Here is a 19,957-nt window from a genome sequence, read left to right on the forward strand (position 1 = left end):
GGGGCTCGTCTGCCCGTGCGGCGGATTGGCTCACCGGTCCGGGTGGCTCCTAGCATCACGGGGTGCGTGTGAAGTCGCTTGCCGCCCTGCTCGTCCTGACTGTCGCCGGGGCGGGCCTGCCCGCCTGCGGGAACTCCGTCCCCGACGGCGACCCACCGCCGACTCCGGTCGCTGCGTCGACGTCGGCCGGCGGGGTCGGGGCGCCCGGCCGCGGGGCCCCGGCGGCCCGTTCCGGCCTCGGCGGGCCCGGGGCGAGTGCCAGCCCGAAGCCCTCGACGAAGGCCGGGGTGCTGAAGGCCGGCAACCCGAACGGCGGCGCGGACGTGCCGGCCGAGGCGCGCGCCGTCGACACGTCGAAACCGACCCGGACGATCGGCAGCGGTACCGCCGCCAGCTGCACCTCGGCCGCGGTGGTCAAGGCGGTCGCGGCCGGCGGCGTCATCACGTTCGACTGCGGGTCGGCACCGGTGACGATCAAGATGACGGCGACGGCCAAGATCCGTAACGCCAACGGGCCCAGGGTCGTGCTGGACGGCGGCGGCAAGGTCACCCTCAGCGGTGCGGGACGGCGGCGGATCCTCTACATGAACACCTGCGACGGCGCCCAGGGCTGGACCACCTCGCACTGCCAGAACCAGGACCACCCGCAGCTCACCGTGCAGAACCTGACCTTCGCCGACGGCAACTCCACCGGCGAGCGGGCCGAGGGTGGCGGCGGCGGGGCGATCTTCGTCCGGGGCGGCCGGTTCAAGGTGGTCAACTCGCGCTTCGTCCGCAACCGCTGCGACCGGACCGGCCCGGACCTGGGCGGCGCGGCCATCCGGGTACTCAGCCAGTACGAGAACAAGCCGGTGTACGTCGTGGGCAGCACGTTCGACGGCGGCGTCTGCGCCAACGGCGGCGCGGTGAGCAGCATCGGCGTCAGCTGGGTGGTGCTCAACAGCGTCCTGCGCGACAACCGGGCGGTCGGCGCCGGCGCCAACCCGGCCAGGGCCGGCACGCCGGGCGGCGGCAGCGGCGGGGCGATCTACTGCGACGGCAACGGGTTCACCGTCCGGATCGCCGGCACGATCATCGAGGGCAACAGGGCGAACGAGGGCGGCGGGGCCGTCTTCTTCGTCAGCAACGACCGCACCGGCACCATGCGGATCGAGAACTCCACCCTGCGCCGCAACCCGAGCGACGGCTTCGAGACGCGCGGCTACCCCGGCATCTTCTTCCTCGGCGCCCGCAACCCCACGGTGACCGGCTCGAAACTGAGCTGACCCCCACCGCCCGCGGGCCGGCCGGTGAGGACGGGCCTGCCGGAGCCCCGGTCCTAGGATCGGGTCATGGGAAGGACCGACCGCGCCAGCCGGGTGATCGCGGCACCACCGGCGACCGTCTACGGCGCCCTGCTCGACCGGGAGTCGCTTGAGGCATGGCTGCCGCCGGACGGCATGCGCGGGCGGGTCGAGCGGTGGGATCCGCGCCCCGGTGGCGGGTTCCGGATGGTGCTGACCTACCTCGACGCCGCCGACAGCCCCGGCAAGACGTCGGATGCGACGGATGTCGTAGACGTCGGGTTCGCCGCCCTGGTGCCCCCCGAGCGCGTGGTGCAGCGGGCGGTGTTCGAGGCCGACGACCCGTCGTACGCGGGCACCATGACGATGACCTGGCACCTCGCCGCCACCGGCGCGGGGACGCTGGTGACCGTCACCGCCACCGACGTGCCACCCGGCATCGACCAGGCGGACCACGAGGCCGGGATCGCCTCGTCGCTGGCCAACCTGGCGGCGTACGTCGAAGCGGCCGGCTGACGCGGACCGGCCCCGGCCCGACCGCCGGCGGGATCCCGACCTGCCGGTCATCGACCTGAGGAGCCCGACGGCGGGTGAGCAGCCCCGGGAGCCTCTCGACGCCGCCGTGCGGGAACAGCGGCCGTGGTCTACGGGGCGGGGGCCGGCTCGACGGTGAGCAGCGCGGCGAGTTGGCGCAGGATGGCCGGGCGGGCGCGGTAGTAGACCCAGGTCCCGCGCCGTTCGGCGGCCACCAGGCCGGCCTCGCGCAGTGTCTTCAGGTGGTGCGAGATCGTCGGGCCGGTGAGGTCGAAGGCGGGGGTGAGGTCGCAGACGCACACCTCGCCGCCCTCCGCGGAGGCGATCATCGACATCAGCTGCAACCGCACCGGATCCCCGAGCGCCTTGAACGCGGGGGCGAGCGCCGCGGCCGTCTCGGCCGGCACGCGGCGCTGCGCCAGGGGAGGGCAGCAGGCCGCGTCGGCGGTGAGATCCAGGAGGGCGAGCGGCGCCGCTTGCTTCGACATTCCTCTAGGTTGACATTCTTCTAATCAACGTGCAACCGTCTGCTTAGACGAACGTCAAGGCAGGGCTCGTGGAGGGGGACGGCATGGTCGGCGAGGACCGATGGTCGACGGCGGGTCGGGCGAGGGCCGGTGGGGCCGGCGACGAACCGGGCCCCGCCCCGGCCGTCGCCGGTTCCGGTCCGCACGGAGCCCGCTGATGGCCGACACCGCCGTCCGCCCGATGCGTCCGTACGACGCCGAGCGGGTGCTGGCGATCTATCAGGCCGGCCTGGACGACGGCGAGGCCAGCTTCGAGACGAGCGCGCCGACCTGGGCCGCCTTCGACGCGGCCAGGCTGCCCGAGCACCGCTTCGTGGCCGTCGACGGCGGCACCGTGGTCGGCTGGGTCGCCGTCTCGCCGACCTCGACCCGCGCGGTCTACGCCGGCGTGGTGGAGCACTCCGTCTACGTCGACCCCGGCGCGCGGGGGCGTGGCGTGGCCCGGCTCCTGCTGGACACGCTCGTCGCGTCCACGGAGGCGGCCGGCATCTGGACCATCCAGTCCGGTGTCTTCCCGGAGAACACCGCCAGCCTCGGCCTGCACCGGCGGGCCGGCTTCCGGGTCGTCGGCGTCCGCGAACGGGTGGGTCGCCACCGGGGCCGGTGGCGCGACGTCGTCCTGCTCGAGCGGCGCAGTCCCGTCATCACCTGACCGGCCCCGCCCCGGTGACGGTGCCGCACTCAACCCTTTTGATTCGATAAATGTCTACACAGTGGAGTGGTCTGATGAAGAACCTGAACGACCTGCCCGTCGTGGTGATCGGCGCCGGACCGGTGGGCCTGGCCGCCGCCGCGCACCTGCACGAGCGCGGCATCGCCTTCACCGTCCTGGAGGCCGGCGACACCCCGGGCGCGGCGGTACGGCAGTGGGGCCACGTGCGGGTGTTCTCCCCGTGGCGGTACAACGTGGACCCCGCCGCCCGCCGGCTCCTGGACGCCGCCGGCTGGGTCGTCCCCGACCCGGGGGCCTTGCCCACCGGCGCCGAACTGGTCAGCGACTACCTCCAGCCCCTGGCGGACCTGCCGGGCCTCAAGCCGCACCTGCGCCACGGCGCCCGGGTCGAGGCGATCAGCCGCCTCGGCCTGGACCGGCTGCGCACCGCCGGCCGCGAGCGGACCCCATTCCTGATCCGCCTCGCCGACGGCGAGGAGATCCTCGCCCGTGCGGTCATCGACGCCTCCGGCACGTGGTCCACCCCGAACGTCCTCGGCGCCTGCGGCCTGCCCGCCCGTGGTGAGGCCGACGTCGCCGCCTTCCTGGAGCACGCGTTGCCGGACGTTCTCGGCGCGGACCGGACCCGGTTCGCCGGCCGGCACACCCTCGTCGTGGGCGCCGGTCACTCCGCCGCGAACACGCTGCTGTCCCTGGCGGAACTGGCGGGCGCCGAACCCGGCACCACGGTCACCTGGGCGATCCGCTCGGCCAGCCCCACCCGCACCTACGGCGGCGGGGACGCCGACGCCCTCCCGGCGCGCGGCGCCCTCGGCACCCGGCTGCGCGGGCACGTCGACGCCGGCCGGATCCGGCTGCTCACCGGCTTCTCCGTGCACGCGCTCGCCCCGGCCGGGGGCCGCGTCGCGGTGGTCGTCCGGCACGCCGACGGCGGCGAGGAGTCGATCACGGTCGACCGGATCGTCGCCGCGACCGGCTTCCGGCCCGATCACTCGATCGCCTCCGAGCTGCGACTGGACCTGGACCCGGTGATGGGTGCCACCCGTGCCCTGGCCCCGCTGATCGACCCGAACGAGCACTCCTGCGGCACCGTGCCCCCGCACGGGGTCGACGAGCTGTCCCACCCGGAGACCGGCTACTACGCCGTCGGCATGAAGAGCTACGGTCGGGCGCCGACGTTCCTCATGGCCACCGGCTACGAGCAGGTCCGCTCCGTCGTCGCCGCCCTCGCCGGGGACTGGGAGGCCGCCCGCGACGTCCAGCTGGAGCTGCCCGAGACCGGGGTGTGCAACGGCAACCCCACCGAGGCCGTCGACGGCGACGGCTGCTGCGGTCCCGCTCCCGCCGTCGAGCCGGCCGGTCGTGGTCTCGCCACCGGCCTCTCCGGGGGCCTGCTGTCCACGCCGCTGCACCTGGCGACCCTCGAGGCCGCGCCCGCCGGCGGTCAGGCCGGTGGCTGCTGCGCCGGTTGACGCCCGACACCACGGTGCCCGCCGCCCACACGGTCGGCGGGCACCGCCGACTCCGGCCGGGCGCGCTGCCCTCCGGAAAGTCTCGCGCGGGTGGTATCAAGGACCGACACCGGCCGAGGAGGGGCAGTGCAGAACTTCGCCCGTACGTTCGTCGGCAACCTCGCGCTCTTCACCCTCCTCGGAGTGGCGGGGCCGATCCTGCTCGTCTGCGGCGCCCTGGGCGTCGCCGATGCCGGCGGCGGCGAACGGGGAGTCCCGCTGGCCTTCCTTCTCACCGGGTTGGTGTTCACCCTCGCGATTGCCGTCGCGGCGTTCCGCTTCACCCGGAAGCACTTCCGGGTCATCACCGACCGGGACCGGGTCTCCACGGCGTTCCACTGCGACGATCACACATTCGTCCTGTGGACGCCCCGCGCCCGGACCCCGATCCAGGGCGGCCGGTTGGCCGTGGCCGAGGTGCGCGAGGCGACGTTCGTGTCGTACGGCGAGGACTGGGAGGCGACGTACCAGGAGTACGGGGGCGACGTCGACCCCGACGAGCCGAAGCCGCGCATCCGGCTCAGGCTGCGGGTCCATCCCGAGGGCGGCGCACCGTTCGAGTCGACGCAGACGTGGCGCGTGCCGTCGCTGTGCCTGGCGGCCGTCACCGCGGGGCGACTCGCCGCCGTCGTCCAACCCGACGTCCCCGAGGAGTTCGACATCGACTGGCCGCGCAGCGCCCTGTTGTCGGGCGTCCGGACGTGCGGGCTGCTCGGTCTCGACGGCCGGTACGCCGCGCTGACCGGGCGCCCGGATCTCCTGCTGGAGCTGTGGCGGATCACCGGGACCGGGGCCGCCGGCCGGATCACCATGGACGGCGACACGATCGACCTGCGACGCGTCGACCCCGCCGTGGCGAGGCGGCTCCAGGGCCTGGTCGAACGGGCTGCCGGCGGGTGGCCGACGCCCGAGCCGGTGCCGGACGGGCGGGCCAGGTGGGTGGTCGACGTGTTGGCCGGCGAGAAGGGGGCGTTCGGCGGCGTGGACCGCCGGTGGGCACGCCGCGGCGGACACCTGATCCGCGGCCGGTTGCTGCAACTGCGGGGCACGACGACCTTCCAGTACTGCGGCCCGGTGCTGGAGACCGTCCTGCGCGTCTTCCCCGCCGACGGCACCCGCCCGATCGACGTCGGCAAGAAGCTGACGGTGCCGATGACCTACCTCGCGCTGCTGCACCGCACGAAGCAGCTCGTCGTGCGGGTCGGCCCGGACGGCCGGTCGTACGAGATCGACTGGGAGCGCAGCGCCCTCGCCGCCGGGGTGAGCCCGGCCGTGGTGGTCGGACCCGACGGCCGGCGGTTCGACCTGACCGGCCGGTTCGACGCCCTGCTGGACATCATGCGGCTGCTCGTGACCGAGCGGGTGAGCGTTCCCGGCACCGTGCTGGATCTCCGCGACCGCCGGACGGCCACCGTGGCGGCACGGGTCATGGACGTGGTCCGGGCGGACCCCGACCGGAACGCGCGGCTGGGCTTTCCGGCGTCGTAGCACCGCGCTCCCGCCCGGGTCGGGTTGGTGACCGCACGCTTGCCGTGCGTGACCGGATGGCCGAGGGTCGAACCCTGCTCACATCCGCCGCACGTGCGTCCGAGGAGTCCCATGCAGCCGTTCGACCTGACCAGTGGCGACCAGATCCTCCACCAGCCCGCGCTGGCGAACAACGTCAGCGGGATGAACCTGTCCGTACGGACCGATCTCGGCACCCGCGTGGAGGCGTGGCGGGCGGGGCCCACCGTCACCGGTGACCAGAGGTTCTTCTGCCACGGCTACTCGCTGGGCACCTTCGGGGCGCACAGGTACACCGTGTGGGGCGGCTTCCTGCCGCAGGTGCTGGCCGACGAGTACCAGACCCTCGGGCGGATCGACAACGCGCGCAACGTCGTGGCCAGGGACGTGCTGGTCTGGTGGCTGGGGGGCACGGACGCGTACCACTCCGCGGTGGTGGAGCAGCCGGCGTTCCTGCCCACCGGCGCCCTGGATCAGGCGCACACGACGGTCAGCTCGAAGACCGGCACCGGCCCGCTGTGGATCGGTGTGCTGGCCCAGGACGTGCGGCAGCAGTACCGCGCCGCGGCGTACATCGAGGTGTACCGCCGCAACCAGTGAGGCACGGCGCGGGGCGGTCGAACCTCCGGCCGCCCCGCGTCGCTGTCCCGCGCCCTCGCTCAGATAGAGGTATGCCGATTGACAAAGTTTGGAATCCAAACTTAATCTGCGGTTCGCGATCGGGTGCGGCCGCGTTCGTGGTGGCGCCTGCCGCGAGCCCGTCCCAGCGGCACCCCAGGCGAGGAGCGTCATGGCCGAGATGCGAGGCACGACGAGAAGAACCCGATGGCGGCTGAGCCTGTTCACCAGCGCCCTCACCCTGCTGTTGGTGAGCCTCGGTCTGCCGTTCGCGGTGAGCGCGCAGGCGGCGGCCGGCTGTCGGGTGGCGTACTCGGCCAACCAGTGGCCCGGCGGCTTCACCGCGAACGTGGGCGTGACCAACCTCGGTGACCCGATCGACGGTTGGCGGCTGACCTGGACGTTCCCCTCCGGGCAGCGGGTGACCTCGGCGTGGAACGCCAACGTCACCTCCCTTGGCGCCGACGCCACCGCGACCGACGTCGGCTACAACGCCGCGATCGGCACCAACGCCACGGTGTCCTTCGGCTTCAACGGCTCGTGGTCGGGCGCCAACACCGCCCCCACGTCGTTCGCCCTCAACGGCGTCACCTGCACCGGCGGCGTCGGCCCCACCACCGCGCCGCCGACCACCGCCCCGCCGACCACTCCGCCGCCCACCACTCCGCCGCCGACCACTCCGCCGCCGGTCGGCGACCCGCTGGCCTACGTGGCCGCGATGCAGCCGGGCTGGAACCTCGGCAACACGTTCGACGCGGTCGGCAGCGACGAGACGGCCTGGGGCAACCCGCGGGTCACCCAGGCGCAGCTGGACGCCATCCGGGCACAGGGCTTCAACAGCATCCGGATCCCGGTCACCTGGAGCAACCACCACGGCCCGGCGCCGGCGTACACCATCGACCCGGCGTGGCTGAACCGGATCAAGGAGGTCGTCGGCTGGGCCCTGGACGACGGCTTCTACGTGATGATCAACATTCACCACGACTCGTGGCAGTGGATCAACGAGATGCCGGCCAACCGGACCACCGTCCTCAGCCGCTACAACGCGCTCTGGACCCAGATCGCGACCGCGTTCCGGGACGCCTCGCCGAAGCTGCACTTCGAGAGCGTCAACGAGCCGCAGTTCGCCAACAGCTCCGGGGACGCCCAGAACGCCCAGCTGCTGCACGAGCTGAACACGTCCTTCCACCGGATCGTGCGGGCCTCCGGCGGCAACAACGCCACCCGGATGCTCGTGCTGCCGACCCTGCACACCTCGTCGGAGCAACCCCGCATCGACGAGCTGACGAGCACCTTCACCCAGCTGGGCGACCGCAACCTCATCGCCACCGTGCACTTCTACGGCTACTGGCCGTTCAGCGTGAACGTCGCCGGGGGCACCCGGTTCGACGCCACCACCCAGAAGGACCTGACCGACGCCTTCGACCGGGTGCACAACGCCTTCGTCGCCAAGGGCATCCCGGTGGTCATCGGCGAGTACGGTCTGCTCGGCTTCGACCGGCACACCGGCACGATCCAGCAGGGCGAGAAGCTGAAGTTCTTCGAGTTCCTCGGCTGGTACGCGAAGACCAGGCAGATCACCACCCAGCTCTGGGACAACGGGCAGCACTTCGACCGGCTCGGCTTCCGGTGGAAGGACCCGGAGCTGTTCGCGCAGATCAGGTCGAGCTGGACCGGCCGGTCCGGGACCGCCTCCGCCGACCAGGTGTACGTGCCGCGTACCGGCTCGATCACCGCCAGGTCGCTGACCCTGAACCCGAACGGCACCACCTTCCAGGGGCTGTACCAGGGCGGCACCGCCCTCGTGCGGGGCACCGACTACACCGTGTCGGGCAACCAGCTCACGCTCACCGCGAGCGCGCTGACCCGGCTGGTCGGCAGCCGGGCGTACGGTGTGAACGCCACCCTGCACGCGCGGTTCTCCGCCGGGGTGCCGTGGCGGGTCGACGTGGTCACCTACGACCCGCCGGTGCTATCGAACGCGACCGGGAACACCACCTCGTTCGCCGTGCCGACCCAGTTCCGGGGTGACCAGCTCGCCACCATGGAGGCGAAGTACGCCGACGGCAGCAACGCCGGCCCGCACGACTGGACGCCGTTCAAGGAGTTCGACGTGGCCTTCGCCCCCGACTACACCGGCAACCGCATCACGTTGACGGAGGCCTTCTTCGCGGAGGTCGACGAGGGGGCCCGGGTGACGCTCACCTTCCACTTCTGGAGTGGCACGACCGTCACCTACCACGTCACGAAGTCGGGCAGCGGCGTCACGGGCGTCACCGCCGGCGCCGCCCGGGTGGGCTGACCTGACGGCGGTGTCCACCGCGCGCAACGGGCCGTGACCGCCAGCCGGTCACGGCCCGTTGCGCGTACCCGACGGGGTCATCCGCTGCGGTCCGCGCCGCCCGCCGTCGAGCCGGTGGCGTGGGCGCGGCCGGGGTCGCTGAAGGTGCTGACGCCGGGGACCAGCAGCGTGACGGCGCTGGCCGCGGCGGTCAGGGCGGCCGCCGCGACGAGGGTGGGCTGGATCCCGAACGCCGCGACCGCCGGCCCGGTGAGGGCGTAACCGACCGGCAGTAGGGCGAAGGCGCTGAGCTGGTCCAGGGCGAGGGTCTTGCCCAGCACCTCGGCGGGAATCTCGCGTTGCAGGGCGGAGAGCCAGGAGATGAAGTAGATCTCCACGACGAATCCGCCGAGGGCGAAGCAGAGCGCCGTGACCGGTAGCGGCAGGGCGAAGGCGAGGCTGGCGGGCAGGGCGGCGTAGGTGGTGAGGGCGAGCATGCTGACCGTGCCGGGTCGCCGGGGTCGCCACCGGCCGGCCAGCGCGATGGCCGGGAGGGCGCCGGCGGCGGCCGCCGCGAGGACGAGCCCGTAGGCGAGTTCGCCGCCGAGGCGGTCCGCGGCGATCAGCGGCAGCAGCGTCAGGCTGGGCGCGGTGCCGGCGAAGAGTTGGACCGCGACGGCAGCCATGACGGCGGCGACCCAGGGACGGCGCCGGACGGTGGCGATGCCGGCCGCGGCGTCGGCCAGGACGCTGGTCCGGGGCCGGTTGTCGGCGGCGACGTCGCGTACGCCCAGCACCGCGAGGGCGCCGGTCGCGAACAGGAGGGCGGCCAGGCCCAGCGCGGCGTGGATGCCGATGGCGGTGACGATCGCGGCGCCGGCGAGCGCCCCGAGGAGGGTCGCGGAGCGCTGCACGGCGGACATCAGGGCGTTGCCGCGCTCCAGCAGGCCGGCGGGGAGCAGCGCCGGGATCAACGACCGCATGGCCGGCCGGGACAGGGACTCGGCCACGCCGGAGAGCGCGGTGACGATGCCGAGCGCGGCCAGGGGCAGATCGTTCAGGGCGAGCAGCGTGCCGAGGACGATGGCGGTGCGCATCAGGTCGGCGGTGAACAGGATCCGGGGCCGGGAGACGCGGTCGGCGAGGATGCCGCCGGCGAGCAGGCAGACCACCAGGGCGATCGCCCGGCCGGCGAGGATGACGGCGATGGTGCCGGCACCGGCCCCGCGCTGTACGGCGTACAGCGCGAACGCGACCGGCAGGATCTGGTCGGCGACGGCCCCGGCGGACTGGCTGGCCCACACCCGCAGGAACCGCGGGTGCTGACTCAGCTTCTGCGCGGCGGCGGTGGCGGGGCTGGCGGGTGCGCTCATGGCGTGCGGCGCGTCCGGCGGTGGCCGGTGGCCGGCGCGCCGACGAGGGACGCCGGGCTGGTGGCACGGCCGGGCGGGACCCCGCGGCTGGCGGTGCCGGACGCCGCGGTGGGGACGCCGGTGCGGCCGGTCGGGCTCATCCGAGCTGTTCCGGGCCGGTGGTCGGGTCGGCCGGTGACCGGTGTGCGCTGGCGGCCAGGCGCGCCGGCGGTGGATATCCCGGCCCGGTGGGGCCGGTGCCGTCATCGGGCGCGGGATTGCCGGCGGAGAGCAGGTAGGTGGCGAACTCGTGGTCGGGATCCACGCCGAGCATCGCCTCCACGCCGCTGTCGTGGAAGGCCACGGTCTGGAACGGCGCCAGGCCGAGCGCGGTGCAGGTCAGCGCGAAGGTCTGACCGTAGTGGCCGGCGTCGAACATCCACAGCCGGTAGGCCCGGGGGTGCCGGTACTTCCAGGACAGGCGGGCGGCGACGGTGGTGGTGAGGCAGGTGAAGGCCCCCTGGTAGGAGGGTTCCTGCTCGTAGGCCAGGGCGGCGATGCGCTCGCGGTCGACGGTGGCGTCGAGGAGCTCCAGGCGGTGCACCTCGGGCGCGTAGTGGTAGAGGCCGGCCGGTACGCCGGTGACGTCGTAGACGGCCACGTAGCACTCGACCTCGTGCCGGCCACCGGCGGAGGCACTGATGCGTCCCTGCTGCGGGCCGAACGCGCCGCCGTCGAGGAATCGCTGGGGCGCGAAGGCGCAGGACAGCACGGTGGCGAGCGCGTCGATGCCGACCGGGGTGCCGGCGAACGCGCGATGGGTGCGCCGGGCGGCGAACACCTCCTCGACGGGCGTACGCAGCGGCAGGGTGCGTCGGGGAAGGTGCACGGCCGGGGCGTCCGGATAGCGCTTGAAGGGCGCCGGAGGTGCACCGTCGGCCGCGATCTGCGCGGCGGTGGCGTCGCGTTGCGGCGAATCCACGAGGTAGTTGGCGTCGCGCGCCTCGGTGTGCATGCGGGACGCGATGGGGCCCCAGTGCTGCCAGACGGGCGGGGTGCGGGCGTCGTCGGTGTCGGCGACGAGGATGCCGGCGTCGCGGAGCTTGTGGACCGCCTGGGTGGCGGCGTCGGCGGCCTCGCCCGGGAACTGGGCGGCGATCTCGTCGACGTCGGTGAAGTCGTCCAACCTCTGCAACAGGTTCAGCAGGTCGGGGGTGACCCGCAGCCACCGGCGTTGACCGGGCAGGGCGACCATCAGCGCGTCGCTGTCCCAGCGGCAGACGAGCTGGTCGCGGCGACGTACCCGCATTCCGATGCCCTTTCGACGACGAAGCACGACAGACGGAATGGTGCCGGACCCGCATTGCGGGTCCGGCACCGGGCGCGTCAGACGGCCCCGTGGTTCAGCACAACTTCGTTCGTCTCGACGATCACGATGTCGAAGGCCATGGCGTGTACCTCCTCTCGGGCGCGGTGGACTCGTGCACCCCTGGACGGGACCGTCTCCGCTGCGTCCGAGACGGGCGTTCGGGGGAACCTCAGTGCCGCGGAACCGCAGTCAGGATGCGGATCGGTCGGGCGGAGGAGGTGGGAAAGTCGATTGCGGCGAGCTTTCGGAGGCCCCGAAAGGGAAATTCGGAAACACTCTCCGAGCGGCGCACCGTCACGACAACTCCCCTCATCCGTTCCCGCTTGCGGCAATAGAGAAGGTAGCGAATGCGTCGACCTCCTGCCAAGGGGTCGGCGGTCGCTCTGCCACCGTCTTACAGCGAGAATCAATGGAGATGCGAGGTAATCTCCAGGGCCGGCAGCGGCCGATCGGCGGAACGGAATTCCCCCTCGATGGGTTGCGGATGGGCCATTCGTGTGCGGACTGGCGTATGACCTCGGGGGCCTTTAGGTATTCCCGTTCCTGCGCGCCTGGCAGCGACTCCGTAACCGGGGCGACGCATTTGGATGCGTCAAAGCCTTGAGCGGTCGAATGGCCGCCACGAGCCCTGGTCCGGCGCCGGTCACGCCGCAGCGCCCACGGTCGGCTGCGCGGGTTCGCCGACCGGTGTCCCCGTGCCCGTGCGCGGGAGCAGGAACGGGGTGGCCAGGAGCAGTACGCCGGCGACGCCGATCGCGGCGCGTACCCCGGCGACCGCGGCGAGGGCGCCCCACAGCGCGGTCAGCACCGCGATCGCCCCGGTGCCCGTGACGTTCCAGGCGACCAGTACGCGGCCGATCCTCTCGGCCGGTACGCGCTCGAGTCGCCCGGTCGCGAACAGCGGATTGAACACACCCATGCAGGTGATCAGCGCCAGCTCGACGGCGATCACCAGGACGACGCCGGCCGTGCCCGGCATGACGAAGAATAGGCCGACCGGCCACACCGCGCGCAGCGCGCCCGAGACCAGCAGGACCCGGCGGCGTCCGTGCCGGGCCGCCAGCCGCCCGGCGAGCTGGGCGCCGATGAAGCCGCCGACGCAGGGGAGCCCGAACGCCAGGCCGTACTGCCAGGCGGCCCAGCCCAGGTCGCCCAGGAGCAGCACGGCCAACAGCGGCTCGGTCGCCATGATCAGCGCGTTGACGGTCACGGTGTTCGCGAACATCGGGCGCAGCTCACGGTCGGCGAGGATGAACCGCCACCCCGCTACCAGGTCCGCGCCGCGCAGCCGGGTCGCCGTCCGGTGCGCCGGGCGCGGCTCGCGCTCACGGATCATGCCGATCGCGAGTGCCGACAGCAGGAACCCGACCGCGTTGGCGATCACGGTGAAGACGGGCCCCAGCAGACTGACGGCGGCCCCGCCCAGGGTCGGCCCCACGGCGGTGGCCGTCCAGGTGGTCGACTCGAAGCGTCCGTTGGCGACCAGCAACTGCTCGGGGCGCACGACGGACTTGACGAAGGCCCCGCTCGCGGACCCGAAGGCGATGTTCGCCGCCGCGCCCAGCACGGAGACGACCAGCAACTGGGTGTAGCTCAGCACCCCGAATCCGAACGCGATCGGGATGCTCAGCAGGGCCGCGAACCGGACGACGTCCGTGGCGACCATGACGGGCCTCCGGCGCTGCCGCTCGACCCACGGGCCAAGGGGGAGGGCCAGCACCGCACCCACCGCCAGGCCCGCCGCGGCCAGCGCGGAGACCGCGGCCGGACCGGCGTCGAGCACCTGGATCGCGATCAGCGGGAACGCCCCGAACCCCAGCCAGGTGCCCACGGTGCTCGCCGCGTACGCCGACCACAACCATCCGAACGACCGTCCCAACCGCTGCGGCACGATGCTGCCCCTCCCCGTCACAACCGATCGTTGACGGCAGGGATTCGACCAGGGCGGGTGAGCTGGCGTCCAACAACGGACGTGCCGGCGAGCCACAACCGGCGTTTGTGCGGTCGTACGATCCCGGCGTGGACATCGAGGCCGTGCGCACCTTCGTCGCCGTCGCCGACGCGGGACAGTTCCAGGAAGCCGCCGTCGACCTGCGGATCACGCAGCAGGCCGTCTCCAAGCGCGTCGCCAACCTCGAACGCGACCTGGGCGTCACCCTCTTCGCCCGTACCGCCCGCGGCGCCCGGCTCACCCTCGACGGGCAGGCGTTCCTTCCGCACGCCCGCGAACTGCTCCGCGCGGCCGAACGGGCTGCCGCCTCGGTCCGGCCGGGCGAACGCGCGCTGCGCGTGGACGTCCTGAACCGCCGCATCGCCCCGGCCATGGCACTGCGGGACTTCTACCGGGCGCACCCGGCGATCGAGTTGGACGTCGTCACGCTGTCGGACGCCAACGCCGCGACGGCCATCGAGGCGGTCCGCGCCGGGGAGATCGACGCGACCTTCCGGGCCGTGCCCGTACCGGACCGCGCGCTACCCGACGGAATCGTGGTCGAACGGACCCTGGACGACCCGCTGCAACTGCTCGTCGGGCCGTCCCATCCGCTCGCCGCCGCCCGGTCGCTGACCCCGGCCGACCTGGCCGGGCACCGCATCTGGATCCCGGGCATCCGGCGGGGCACCGAGTGGGCCGCCTACTACGACGAGCTCACCGCGGCCTTCGACCTGAGGATCGACGCGATCGGCCCGAACTTCGGCACCGAGGCGCTGCTCGACGCGATCGCCGACTCCACCGACCTGGCGACCCTCGTGGGCACCGGTGACCGGTACATCTGGCCGGCCACCCACGACCTGCGCCGCATCCCGCTGCACGGCCCGACGCCGGTCTACCCCCACTCGTTCGTACGCCGCGCGGGCAACCGGCACCCCAGCCTCACCGCCCTTCGCCGGCACCTGGTGTCGGCGCGGAGGGCCACCGTGGCCGAGGCCTGGATGCCGGGCTGGGCCCGCCCGCGCGGCTGACCCCGGCCGACCTGGACGGTGCCGGGTCGGCCGGGGTCAGCCGCGCGAGCAGGAGGGTCAGACGGCCCCGACGGCCACCGGCTCGGCGGCGGGGGCCGGAGCGGGGACCGACGCGGCGACGGCGACGGGAGCCACCGTCTCCTCGGGCAGGTACTTGCCGAGCTTGCGGATCCGCCTGGCGTTGTTGACCAGGACGTCGATCGGCGGCAGGTCGGTGTCGAGCCGCACGGTCGTCGGCTTGGCGGCGGCGTGGTGGATGTTGCTCAGCAGCGTGTGGAACGACCGCGGGAACAGCGAGCGTACGAACTTGGACTGCTGCCGGCCGCGCCGGATGCTGGTGATCGGCTTCGACCAGTCGATCTGGCTCGGCCGGAACCGGTGCTGCCGGATCAGTTCGCGCCGGAACTCCTGCCACGGCACCAGCTTCAGGTCGAACCGCTCGGCGACCTCGCGGGTGGTCGCCGGGGTCACCGGGTAGCTGATCGGCCGGGGCGCGTCCGACAACGCGTTGTCCACGACCGACCGGGCCAGCACGTCGCCGGCGACGATCGGGCTGGTGACCTCCGAGTCCCAGATCAGGCCCAGCTGCAGCATGTGCGAGATCATGTTCCAGAACGAGTACTCCATACCGGGGTCCTTGAACCCGGTGGGCGCGCCGCCCAGCGCGAACGGCGCCTGGTAGATGTGGATGGGCACGCCGTCACGGTTCGCCCGCAGGCTGAGGTGCTTGACGACCCACTTCATCCTGCTGTAGCCGGTGTAGAAGAAGCTGTTGCGGTAGAAGTCGCGCCGCTGCTGGTAGACCTCGCTGCCGACCGAGCCGATGACGTGCAGCGTCTTGAACCGCTGCCGCAGGCAGAACTCGGCGAGCCGGAGCGTCGGCAGGACCTTCTCCTGGCGGTACCGGGCGTAGGGGTAGTCGTGGGTCGTCGCCCCCGCGGCGTCGATGACCACGTCGACCTCGGCGAGCAGCTCGTCGTGGGCGGCGGGGTCGAGCCCCATCGCCGGCTCCAGGTAGCTGCCCTCCAGGACCGACAGCTTCCCGGTGTCGGGCAGCTCCATCTTGTACTTGCGCAGCTGCCGCGCGATGCGGTCCTCGCCGGACTTGTCGCCCTTGCGGCGCACCAGGGCGTAGACCTTCGCCACCCGGGCGTCGCCGAGGAGCTCACGCAGCATGTGCATGCCGACGTATCCGTTCGCGCCCAGCAGGAGCACGTTCTTCGGCTCGTCGGCACCGCGTCGGGGGAGCCGGCTCGCCACCGCTCGCGGGTCCTCCGAGTAGCCGAGCGAGAGCCGGTTGGGGCTGCCTGTCGACAGCGCGATCCGGTCGCTGTTGTGTCGCAGGAAAATGTGCATGGATCCGCCTTTGCACGAAGGGTGGGTGTTGGGGGCCGGACGGGGACCGCGCCGGCTGTCAGGCCACGCGCCGGTCGAGGTGCTGCCAGAACCTCTCGCGCAGCTCCCGCCGGAGGAGCTTTCCGCTGGGGTTGCGGGGCAGTTGGTCGACGAACTCGAAGCTCGCCGGGATCTTGAAGTCGGCGATCCGTCCCCGCAGGAACGGGGTGAGATCGCGGGCGGTCGCGGGCTGGTCGGGGTGGGTCACCACGAAGCAGTGCACGACCTCGCCCCAGTGCTCGTGCGGCACGGCGACGGCGGCGGCCTCGACCACGCCCGGGTACGCGCAGACCGCGTTCTCGATCTCCGCCGGGTAGACGTTCTCGCCGGCCACGATGATCGTGTCCTTGATCCGGTCGCGGACGAACAGGAAGCCCTCGTCGTCCAGGTAGCCGGCGTCGCCGGTGTGCAGCCAGCCGTCGACCAGGGTCGCGGCGGTGGCCTCGGGCAGGCCCCGGTACTCGATCATGCGAGCCGGGGTCGACAGGCAGATCTCGCCGACCTCGTACGGCGGCAGGACCCGACCCGTACCGTCGATGATCTTCACGCCGAAGCCCGGGTACGGCCGACCGGCCGCCTGCATGCGCGGCCCGCCGACGACGTGCTCCGACGGCGGCAGGCAGACGGCGGTGTTGCCGCTCTCGGACAGGCCGTAGATCTGCGCGAACTCGCAGTCGAACATCTCGATGCTGCGGCCGAGCAACGCCTCGGAGATCGGCGACCCGCCGTAGACGATCTTGCGCAGCGAGACGAAGTCCTCCCGCTTCGGCCGGGGCGGCGCCAGCATCATCTGCAGCTGGGCCGGCACGACGCACGCCGTGGTGACGCCGTGCCGCCGGATGAGGCGGACCGCCTCGTGCCCGGCGAACACCCGGACCGACACGTTGGTGATGCCGGCGCTGAACCCCTGGATCGACCACCAGAGCCCACCGATGTGGAACCCCGGGATGCCGATCAGGCTCACGTCGTCCGGCCGCCAGTCGATCCAGTCCAGGCCCTCGGAGGCGAGCGCGTCCCGCACCGCGAAGAAGCTGCGGTGGGCCAGCACGACCCCCTTGGGGTTGCCCGTCGTGCCGCTGGTGTACACCTGGGCCAGGGGCTGCTCCTCGGTCCAGGACGGGTCCAGATCGTTGTCGTCGTCGGCCTGCCAGCCGGTGAAGCCGGCCAGCGACACGACCTCGCGCAGCTCGGGCAGGTCCGGCCGCAGCGTGTCGACGGTGTCCAGGAGGTCCTCGTCGCAGAAGAGGACCGTGCTGCCGGAGTCGCGCATGATGTGGCGGATCTCGCCGGCGCGCAGCCGCCAGTTGATGGGGACCAGCACGGTGCCGGTCTTGGCGCAGGCGAACAGGACGTCGTAGTAGTGCTCGGACTCCTTGCCCAGGTAGGCGACGCGGTGCCCGGCCGTGACCCCGGCGCGCCGCAGGGCGTGCGCCGTCCGGTTGCTCGACCGGTGCAGCTGCGCGTAGCTGACCGAACGGTCCTCGCAGTGCACCGCCGGATGGTCGGGCCGCTGCCCGGCGTGGAAGGCGACGACGTCGTGCACCGTGCGCAACTGCGGGTGGTACGCCGTCATCGGCCCGTCCCTTCCGGGACCGCCAGCGTCTCCTCGAGGTACCGCACGATCGCCGGGCCGGACGCGAGGGCCGGCAGCAGGTTCGGGTCGATCTCGATGCCGAACGCGTTCTCGAGCGCCATCATGAGCTGGATCTGGCGCAGCGAGGTCCAGCCCGGGACGGTGTCCGGATCCAGCTGCTCGGGCAGCTCGTCCGGTGCGACACCGAACACCGAGGCGACCACCTCGCGGACGCGGGTCTCCAACATTGCTACTCCTTGGGTGTCGCGCCGAGGCCCTGCCCCGGGGTGAAGAAACGTCGCGTGATCCGGGAGATGGTGCGGAAGTCGTCCGTGCTCACCTCGTCGAGGGAGATCTCCGTGCCCAGCTCCGCCTCGATCAGGTAGAGCAGCTCGACGAAGTGCATCGAGTTCAGGACGCCCGTGTCCACGAGGTCGTCGTCGAGCCCGACCGAGTCGATGTCCGGACATCTGGCGCGCAGGAACGTGGTGAGGAACTCCGGAACCGTCTCGGTCGTACTCATGACCCCTCCTGGGGGCGTGTCGGTGCGGGGAGGATCTTCGTGGTGAGCCGGGCCGCCGTCGGTTCGTCGGCGCACCGGTGTTCGGCCACGGCCCGTCCGGTGGACAGGCCGGTCGGGATGAGCCGGTTGGTGCGCAGTGCGATGGCCGGATCGCGCAGCAGCGGATTGGTGTCGCGCACGGTGGCGGAGAACAGCGCGAAGACCGGGTCGATGACCTTGGCCGCCCCGTCGGCGTCCTCGACCTCGACCCAGGCGTGGACCAGGTCGAGCATGCCGACCACCCAGCCGATCCGGGTGACCGCCGGGATGCCGGCCTGGCGGCAGAGCTGAGCCAGGTACCGGCTCGCCGAGTCGCAGCTCGCCACGCCGTGCGTGGTGACCAGGTCGACGTCGTTCTGCAGGGCGCCGGGCAGCTTGACCCAGCGCAGGTCCATGGCGGCGAACTCGGCGGCGATCGCGCGCAGCTCCGGGGAGCGCAGCTCGGCCAGCTCGCCGCGGGTGTGGACGGTGGCGGTGACGGCGAGCTGCGACGCCGTACGGGTGACGGTGTCGCCGGGGTCGCCGCTCGGCCCGGCGGTGCCGTCGGCGTCCTCGACCGTCAGGTCGCGCACCGCGCCGCCGCAGCGTTCGGGGCGCGGCAGGGCCAGCGTGCTGGTCGGCCGCGGGCCGCACGCGTCGGCGGCACACGCGACGCGCAGCGCGAACCGGGAGGCGCGGGGCGCGAGCAGCTCCTCGGTCGACGAGCGCATCCACCGCAGCGAGTAGGCGAAGGCCTGCTCCGGCACCGTCGTGCCGGTGCCGGAGTACAGCGCCAGGTTGAACAGGTCGCGCGAGTCGAACCGCTCCTCGCCCGGGTCACCGCTGGCCGGCAGCCCGCGGTCGAGCAACACCGAGAGCGTGTGGTCGTCGCAGCCGAGGACCTGTCTCGCCGAGGCTCGGTCGACGTCGTCGAGCCGGTGCTCCGGCGGGACCGCGTAGAGCGTGTCCAGCCCCCGGCACAGTCCGGCCGCCGTCATGACCGCGCCGGGTCGTCGCGCCACATGGTCTTGATGACGCTGCCGGTGCTCAGCACGTACTCGTCCACGGAGGTCCAGCCGAGCATCTCGTTGATCTGCACCTGCTCCGGGCCGGCCGAGGTCTCCAGGTAGCCCGGCAGGCCGAGGGCCTCGGCCCGCTTCTGACCGGCGCGCATGAGGACGTAGCCGACACCGACCGAGTCGACCCGCCGGCCGAGCACCGCGAACCACACGTGCGGGCTGCTGGGGCGCATCCGGTCGAGCGCGTTGGAGATCCGCACCGCCTCCGTCACGGCCCGCGGCCCGGCCAGCAGGCACGCCACCGAGCGCAGCGCCCATCCCCACCACGGCGTCGTGCGCTCGTCGCCGTAGAGGACGAGGATCCCGTCGAGCCGGTCGGCACGGTACGCGGCGAGGGTGATGCCCGAGCTCATCAGCTGGGCGATCACCAGCTCGGCCAGGTACAGCGCGGTCAGCGCGGACCTGCGCTGCCACCGGGGGAGCGAGCCGGCGGCGGCCCAGATGGCGCCGTTCTCGTACGCCTGGGCGAGCAGCCGGGCGCCCGCCCACAGCTGTCGCCACCCGAGGTCCCGGACCTCGAGTCTGGGCTCCGGGCGCGCGATTGTTCGACTGTTCATATTTCACCCCACGTCCAGACGGGAGCCCGCTGACCTGGGTGAATTTAATGGTCTTGGGTAATCGGCCAGTAATAAGAAGATCCCTTCGCCGGTTTCCACAGTTGCGGCGGCTGCGGGGGCCGGCGCGCGAGGTCGGCCGGCCGCCCGCGAGGACGCGCCCCTCGCCGGCTGCTCCCTTTCCCCGGGTCGGGTCCGGA

18 protein-coding genes are annotated in these 19,957 nt (G+C 72.6%); 8 read left to right on the forward strand and 10 right to left on the reverse strand.

What is annotated here, in order from left to right; all coding sequences use genetic code 11:
• The first annotated feature begins 62 nt into the window (after window positions 1-62).
• Together ACLQ22_RS29955 and ACLQ22_RS29960 are read left to right on the forward strand one after the other, a co-directional pair.
• On the forward strand, window positions 63-1,265 hold the full coding sequence (locus ACLQ22_RS29955; protein ID WP_425695260.1) for a hypothetical protein: 1,203 nt from the start codon (window positions 63-65) through the stop codon (window positions 1,263-1,265).
• Window positions 1,266-1,331: 66 nt separating this feature from the next.
• Complete coding sequence (locus tag ACLQ22_RS29960; RefSeq protein ID WP_425695261.1) at window positions 1,332-1,799, forward strand: SRPBCC family protein; 468 nt, start codon at window positions 1,332-1,334, stop codon at window positions 1,797-1,799.
• Window positions 1,800-1,927: 128 nt separating this feature from the next.
• Here the strand turns inward: ACLQ22_RS29960 and ACLQ22_RS29965 are convergent, their stop codons facing one another.
• Window positions 1,928-2,305 (reverse strand): ArsR/SmtB family transcription factor, encoded by a 378-nt coding sequence (locus tag ACLQ22_RS29965; RefSeq protein ID WP_121401300.1) that lies wholly within the window; start codon window positions 2,303-2,305, stop codon window positions 1,928-1,930.
• Between the two features lie 196 nt (window positions 2,306-2,501).
• On the opposite strand from ACLQ22_RS29965, the gene ACLQ22_RS29970 reads away from it, so the two are divergent.
• From ACLQ22_RS29970 to ACLQ22_RS29990, 5 genes are all read left to right on the forward strand, one after another.
• Complete coding sequence (locus tag ACLQ22_RS29970; protein ID WP_425695262.1) at window positions 2,502-2,996, forward strand: GNAT family N-acetyltransferase; 495 nt, start codon at window positions 2,502-2,504, stop codon at window positions 2,994-2,996.
• Between the two features lie 74 nt (window positions 2,997-3,070).
• On the forward strand, window positions 3,071-4,489 hold the full coding sequence (locus ACLQ22_RS29975; protein ID WP_425695263.1) for an FAD-dependent oxidoreductase: 1,419 nt from the start codon (window positions 3,071-3,073) through the stop codon (window positions 4,487-4,489).
• A gap of 126 nt (window positions 4,490-4,615) precedes the next feature.
• Window positions 4,616-6,016, forward strand: coding sequence for a hypothetical protein (locus ACLQ22_RS29980; protein WP_425695264.1), 1,401 nt, complete (start codon window positions 4,616-4,618; stop codon window positions 6,014-6,016).
• Window positions 6,017-6,127: 111 nt separating this feature from the next.
• A complete protein-coding gene (locus ACLQ22_RS29985) occupies window positions 6,128-6,634 on the forward strand; it encodes a hypothetical protein (RefSeq protein ID WP_425695265.1) in 507 nt (168 codons plus the stop codon).
• A 190-nt stretch (window positions 6,635-6,824) separates the two neighbouring features.
• A complete protein-coding gene (locus ACLQ22_RS29990) occupies window positions 6,825-8,954 on the forward strand; it encodes a cellulase family glycosylhydrolase (protein ID WP_425695266.1) in 2,130 nt (709 codons plus the stop codon).
• Window positions 8,955-9,031: 77 nt separating this feature from the next.
• Here the strand turns inward: ACLQ22_RS29990 and ACLQ22_RS29995 are convergent, their stop codons facing one another.
• The 3 genes from ACLQ22_RS29995 to ACLQ22_RS30005 form a co-directional block, all read right to left on the reverse strand.
• Window positions 9,032-10,306: an MFS transporter gene (locus tag ACLQ22_RS29995; protein ID WP_425695267.1), complete on the reverse strand. Its 1,275-nt coding sequence runs from the start codon at window positions 10,304-10,306 to the stop codon at window positions 9,032-9,034.
• A 136-nt stretch (window positions 10,307-10,442) separates the two neighbouring features.
• Window positions 10,443-11,594 carry a SagB/ThcOx family dehydrogenase gene (locus ACLQ22_RS30000; protein ID WP_425695268.1) on the reverse strand — a complete coding sequence of 384 codons (1,152 nt, stop codon included), beginning with the start codon at window positions 11,592-11,594 and terminating at the stop codon, window positions 10,443-10,445.
• A gap of 703 nt (window positions 11,595-12,297) precedes the next feature.
• Complete coding sequence (locus tag ACLQ22_RS30005; RefSeq protein ID WP_425695269.1) at window positions 12,298-13,545, reverse strand: MFS transporter; 1,248 nt, start codon at window positions 13,543-13,545, stop codon at window positions 12,298-12,300.
• Window positions 13,546-13,673: 128 nt separating this feature from the next.
• Between ACLQ22_RS30005 and ACLQ22_RS30010 the strand changes: the two genes are divergently transcribed.
• Window positions 13,674-14,615: a LysR family transcriptional regulator gene (locus ACLQ22_RS30010; protein WP_425695270.1), complete on the forward strand. Its 942-nt coding sequence runs from the start codon at window positions 13,674-13,676 to the stop codon at window positions 14,613-14,615.
• A gap of 57 nt (window positions 14,616-14,672) precedes the next feature.
• Here the strand turns inward: ACLQ22_RS30010 and ACLQ22_RS30015 are convergent, their stop codons facing one another.
• From ACLQ22_RS30015 to ACLQ22_RS30040, 6 genes are read right to left on the reverse strand one after another with little or no spacing between them, the layout of a single operon-like run.
• A complete protein-coding gene (locus ACLQ22_RS30015; protein ID WP_425695271.1) occupies window positions 14,673-15,971 on the reverse strand; it encodes an SDR family oxidoreductase in 1,299 nt (432 codons plus the stop codon).
• A 58-nt stretch (window positions 15,972-16,029) separates the two neighbouring features.
• A complete protein-coding gene (locus tag ACLQ22_RS30020) occupies window positions 16,030-17,583 on the reverse strand; it encodes a long-chain-fatty-acid--CoA ligase (protein ID WP_425695272.1) in 1,554 nt (517 codons plus the stop codon).
• On the reverse strand, window positions 17,580-17,831 hold the full coding sequence (locus tag ACLQ22_RS30025; RefSeq protein ID WP_121401310.1) for an acyl carrier protein: 252 nt from the start codon (window positions 17,829-17,831) through the stop codon (window positions 17,580-17,582). Before ACLQ22_RS30025 ends, ACLQ22_RS30020 begins: the two co-directional genes overlap by 4 nt.
• Before the next feature lie 2 nt (window positions 17,832-17,833).
• Complete coding sequence (locus ACLQ22_RS30030; RefSeq protein WP_121401311.1) at window positions 17,834-18,106, reverse strand: acyl carrier protein; 273 nt, start codon at window positions 18,104-18,106, stop codon at window positions 17,834-17,836.
• The gene (locus ACLQ22_RS30035) at window positions 18,103-19,146 is read right to left on the reverse strand and encodes a transglutaminase domain-containing protein (protein WP_425695273.1); all 1,044 of its coding nucleotides are present in this window, start codon (window positions 19,144-19,146) and stop codon (window positions 18,103-18,105) included. Before ACLQ22_RS30035 ends, ACLQ22_RS30030 begins: the two co-directional genes overlap by 4 nt.
• Entirely contained in the window at window positions 19,119-19,760 is a 642-nt protein-coding gene (locus ACLQ22_RS30040) for a hypothetical protein (protein WP_425695274.1), read from the reverse strand. Before ACLQ22_RS30040 ends, ACLQ22_RS30035 begins: the two co-directional genes overlap by 28 nt.
• Window positions 19,761-19,957 lie beyond the last annotated feature (197 nt).

Origin of the sequence: Micromonospora sp. DT178, from assembly GCF_049841695.1 — a bacterium.
Classification (GTDB): domain Bacteria; phylum Actinomycetota; class Actinomycetes; order Mycobacteriales; family Micromonosporaceae; genus Micromonospora.

What these genes read in the sequence shown, in the direction of transcription:
- ACLQ22_RS30000 (WP_425695268.1), bottom strand. Translation starts at nt 11,594, where the DNA reads ATGCGGGTACGTCGCCGCGACCAGCTCGTCTGCCGCTGGGACAGCGAC.
- ACLQ22_RS30040 (WP_425695274.1), bottom strand. Translation starts at nt 19,760, where the DNA reads ATGAACAGTCGAACAATCGCGCGCCCGGAGCCCAGACTCGAGGTCCGG.
- ACLQ22_RS29990 (WP_425695266.1), top strand. Translation starts at nt 6,825, where the DNA reads ATGGCCGAGATGCGAGGCACGACGAGAAGAACCCGATGGCGGCTGAGC.
- ACLQ22_RS29970 (WP_425695262.1), top strand. Translation starts at nt 2,502, where the DNA reads ATGGCCGACACCGCCGTCCGCCCGATGCGTCCGTACGACGCCGAGCGG.
- ACLQ22_RS30025 (WP_121401310.1), bottom strand. Translation starts at nt 17,831, where the DNA reads ATGTTGGAGACCCGCGTCCGCGAGGTGGTCGCCTCGGTGTTCGGTGTC.
- ACLQ22_RS29975 (WP_425695263.1), top strand. Translation starts at nt 3,071, where the DNA reads ATGAAGAACCTGAACGACCTGCCCGTCGTGGTGATCGGCGCCGGACCG.
- ACLQ22_RS29960 (WP_425695261.1), top strand. Translation starts at nt 1,332, where the DNA reads ATGGGAAGGACCGACCGCGCCAGCCGGGTGATCGCGGCACCACCGGCG.
- ACLQ22_RS29995 (WP_425695267.1), bottom strand. Translation starts at nt 10,306, where the DNA reads ATGAGCGCACCCGCCAGCCCCGCCACCGCCGCCGCGCAGAAGCTGAGT.
- ACLQ22_RS30020 (WP_425695272.1), bottom strand. Translation starts at nt 17,583, where the DNA reads ATGACGGCGTACCACCCGCAGTTGCGCACGGTGCACGACGTCGTCGCC.
- ACLQ22_RS30015 (WP_425695271.1), bottom strand. Translation starts at nt 15,971, where the DNA reads ATGCACATTTTCCTGCGACACAACAGCGACCGGATCGCGCTGTCGACA.
- ACLQ22_RS29965 (WP_121401300.1), bottom strand. Translation starts at nt 2,305, where the DNA reads ATGTCGAAGCAAGCGGCGCCGCTCGCCCTCCTGGATCTCACCGCCGAC.
- ACLQ22_RS30030 (WP_121401311.1), bottom strand. Translation starts at nt 18,106, where the DNA reads ATGAGTACGACCGAGACGGTTCCGGAGTTCCTCACCACGTTCCTGCGC.
- ACLQ22_RS29985 (WP_425695265.1), top strand. Translation starts at nt 6,128, where the DNA reads ATGCAGCCGTTCGACCTGACCAGTGGCGACCAGATCCTCCACCAGCCC.